This window comes from Xylanibacillus composti (assembly GCF_018403685.1).
GTDB lineage: Bacteria > Bacillota > Bacilli > Paenibacillales > K13 > Xylanibacillus > Xylanibacillus composti.
Genome location: NZ_BOVK01000084.1, coordinates 1 through 3174, shown reverse-complemented (window position 1 = coordinate 3174; position 3174 = coordinate 1). Strand labels below are relative to the sequence as shown.

2 protein-coding genes are annotated in these 3174 nt (G+C 54.5%); both read right to left on the bottom strand.

The features are described from left to right. The coding region (locus XYCOK13_RS20840) for an InlB B-repeat-containing protein (protein ID WP_213414179.1) at positions 1-2083 on the bottom strand (2083 nt) is incomplete at its 3' end. A gap of 311 nt (positions 2084-2394) precedes the next feature. Next, complete coding sequence (locus XYCOK13_RS20835) at positions 2395-2991, bottom strand: TetR/AcrR family transcriptional regulator (protein WP_213414178.1); 597 nt, start codon at positions 2989-2991, stop codon at positions 2395-2397. Positions 2992-3174 lie beyond the last annotated feature (183 nt).

Sequence of the window (3174 nt, the reverse complement as noted above, 5' to 3'; positions counted from 1 at the left end):
CGAATGCCAGGATCAGCGTTACCGGCTGGTTGAAGCCGTCTGAGACGTTCTTCACAATCTCGTAGATCGGGCTGGCCAGCACATCCCTATCCGTCAGAAGGCGCTGCGCGTCCAATACTTCCTCTATCGTTAGTGTTAGTTCCTTATCGAAAGCGCCCTCCGGAATAATGACGGTAACGGCATCTCCTAAGCTAACCTCACCCGCCCTGCATGCGGGCAAGGTCAATGTGCCATCTGTGGAGGTGGCTTTAGCATCGCATGATGGGGAAGGCGCTCCTCCACCGCTGCCCCTGCTGCCCCGATTGTTCGCTGTCCATTGCGCGTACACGGTGATGTCTGCGAATACGGCAGTTGCGGCATCGAACGGATCGCCTTGACCATCGGCTTCCGTGTTCCAGCCTGTGAACGTGTGCCCCGCACGCGTCGGCGGCGTCGGCAGCGTTCCCACGTTCCCTCCGTATACGACCGCCGTCACTGTCGGAGTCGCCTCCGTTTCTCCGCCGTTCTTATCGAACGTCACGGTGAAAGTCGGAGTCGCCTTCCATTGCGCATAAACGGTAATGTCTGCGAATACTGCCGTTGTCGCTTCGAACGGATCGCCTTGACCATCGGCTTCCGCGTTCCAGCCTGTGAACGTGTATCCCGTTCGAGTCGGCGGCGTCGGCAGCGTTCCCACGTTCCGTCCGTATACAGTCGTCGTTACCGTCGGATTCGCTTCCGTTTCTCCTCCGTTCTTATCGAACGTCACGGTGTAGGGGATCGCCTCCCATTGCGCATAAACGGTTAGACTATCGGTTACCGCTGTTGTCGCTTCGAACGGATCGCCTTCTCCGTCCGCTGCCGTGTTCCATCCCGTGAATGTATATCCCGTTCGAGTCGGGGGAATCGGCAGCGTTCCCACGTTCTCTCCGTATAAGACCTTCCCTGCCGCCGGATCGGCTTCCGTATCTCCTCCGTTCTTATCGAACGTCACGGTGTAGGGCACCGCCTCCCATTGCGCATAGACGATTAGACTATCGGTTACCGTTGTTGTCGCTTCGAACGAATCGCCCCTGCCATCTGCTCTCGTATTCCATCCTGTGAACGCATATCCCGTTCGAGTCGGGGGAATCGGCAGCGTTCCCACGTTCTCTCCGTATAAGACCTTCCCTGCCGCCGGATCGGCTTCCGTATCTCCTCCATTCTTATCGAACGTCACGGTAAAGGGGATTAAAGCTTGGCCGTATTCATTCCGTCCCCACCCTACAACGGTGCCGTCCTCCTTCAATGCCAGAGAATGGTCATTTCCCGCTGCTATCGCCACCACACCGGACTGCGCTTCCACTGGCACTGCCGTCTGCCACCACTCATTGGATCCCCACGCCACAACAGTGCCATCTTCCTTCAGTGCCAGAGAATGAGTACTTCCCGCTGCTATCGCCACCACGCCCGACTGCGCTTCTGTCGGCACCGTCGCTTGACCTTGCCCATTCGCTCCCCAACCCACAACGGCGCCGTCCTCCTTCAGCGCCAGAGAATGACCATTTCCCGCTGCTATCGCGACTACACCGGACTGCGCTTCTACCGGCACTGCTGTCTGATTATATAGATTCCATCCCCACGCTACAACGCTGCCGTCCTCCTTCAGCGCCAGAGAATAATCAAATCCCGCTGCTATCGCCACCACGCCTGACTTCGCTTCGTCTGGCGGCGTCGATGAACCAGCAAAATTATCTCCCCAACCCACAACAGATCCATCCTCTTTCAGCGCCAGAGAATGTCTGTATCCGGCAGAAATCGCCACCACGTCCGACTGCGCTTCTGCCGGCACTATCAATTGACCAAATTGATTGCTTCCCCAACCCACAATGGCGCCATTCTCTTTCAGCGCCAAGGAATAATTCCATCCCGCTGCAATCGCACTCACCCCGGACTGCGCTTCCGCCGGCACCGTCGCTTGACCTTGCGCATTCATTCCCCAACCCACAACGGAACCGTCCTTTTTGAGCGCCAAGCTGTGAGCAGCGCCCGCTGCAAGCATCACCGTGCTGCTGCCGATGTTCACAGGCGCACCGTATGCCGAGCCGGCATGGAATGGCGCCATGATGCTTGTCACCATCGCGAGCAAGCTTATCGTCTGAACGAACTGGCGACATATCCTCTTATACCTAAAACGCAACCCAATCATCCCGAATCCTCTCTTTCGGATATTGACTCTCGGTGATCGCCGATGCAGTCGGATGCCAGCTGCTAGTCTCGCAGTGATCTCCCCGCCAACCTCTGCTTATTCCGAGAGACTATGAAAGCGCCATTATCTCAACCACGCAAAACTATAATTCATACACAGATGTATTTATTTTAACAGGGCAAAAAAGTACCGTCAATACGTGTCGTTTCAACGGTGCTTTTCGCTTGTCATTTCAGCAGCTTCATGAATCCCGAAAGCAACGTGTCCGGGTCAAACTCTCCAAATAAAAACGTAGTCGCTGAGTAGCCTTCGGCAAATGCCCACATTTGAGCGGCGACCTGGCGGCTGTCTGTATCCTTCGAAATCCAGCCCCCCTCTTTCAAAACATCGACAAACTCCGCAATCTCTACGATCCATGCCCGATAGTGCTCCCTTAGCTTGCTGCGGGCTTCCGGATCCTCCTTCGTCTGCATGTAGAAATCGATTAGAACCATGAACCATTTCCGTTGATCCTTCATTCTGCTTTCCAGTTCATGCAGGCACTTGGCCAATACTTGCTCCAGCGTTGTTTCTTCTACCCTGTATTGGCGGGGAACTTCAGTCCAACCGCTCCTAAGGCTGGCGCGCAGTTCCAGTATTCGAAAGAACACCTCCTCTTTCGTCTTGAAATGAAAATAAAACGCGCCTCTCGTGAATCCGGCACGCTTCACAATATCTTCAATCCTTGTCGCCGCAAAACCCTTTTCCAAAAAGCAGGCCAACCCCGCTTCGATCAATTGTTTGAGAGTGGCTTCCCTCTTTATTTGAAACTTGTTTTTGCCCAATTCGCTCGCACCTTCCTATATCGGACTAGAATGACTGGTACCAAAACGCAAACAGGATACTCCTGATTGTGCGCTTCGTAAGTACATTATAAATACTTTATGTTACATTTTGAAGGGTGCGGCAACACGATGAAGGAGGCTGCCCCTTAGTTGAGCAGCCTCCTTCCTGACTGAACGCACCAT